The sequence below is a fragment of the Actimicrobium sp. CCI2.3 genome (assembly GCF_035019065.1).
In the GTDB taxonomy this organism is placed as follows: Bacteria; Pseudomonadota; Gammaproteobacteria; order Burkholderiales; family Burkholderiaceae_D; genus Actimicrobium.
The window spans coordinates 1-435 of record NZ_JASJWR010000099.1; the positions used below are offsets into that span (position 1 = coordinate 1).

Consider the following 435-nt stretch of genomic DNA (forward strand, 5'->3'; position numbering starts at 1 on the left):
ATCACCTACATCCGTACCGACACCGGTTGGCTATATCTGGCCACGGTACTGGATCTGTTCTCGCGTAAGCTGATCGGCTGGGCCACCGCGCCTGCTATGCCTGCTGCGCTGGTCTGCGAAGCGCTACGCATGGCCATTTCCAGTCGCAATCCGCCACCGGGATTGATCGTACATACGGACCGTGGAAGTCAGTACGCCAGCATCGAATATCAGGCCTTGCTGAAACGGTACGGTCTGGTGTCCAGCATGAGCCGTAAAGGTAACTGTTGGGACAACGCAGTTGCCGAACGCTTCTTCCTGAATCTGAAGATGGAATGCGTCTGGCGCACGCGATATGCCAACCAGGAAGAGGCCCGCAAGGACGTCACTTCCTACATCGTCGACTTTTATAATTGCACGCGTTTGCACTCCGTATTGGGCAACCTGTCGCCCTCC

At 56.3% G+C, this 435-nt stretch carries 1 protein-coding gene; it reads left to right on the forward strand.

The features are described from left to right. The coding region (locus tag QN370_RS20615; protein ID WP_323581833.1) for an IS3 family transposase at nt 1-435 on the forward strand (435 nt) is incomplete at both ends.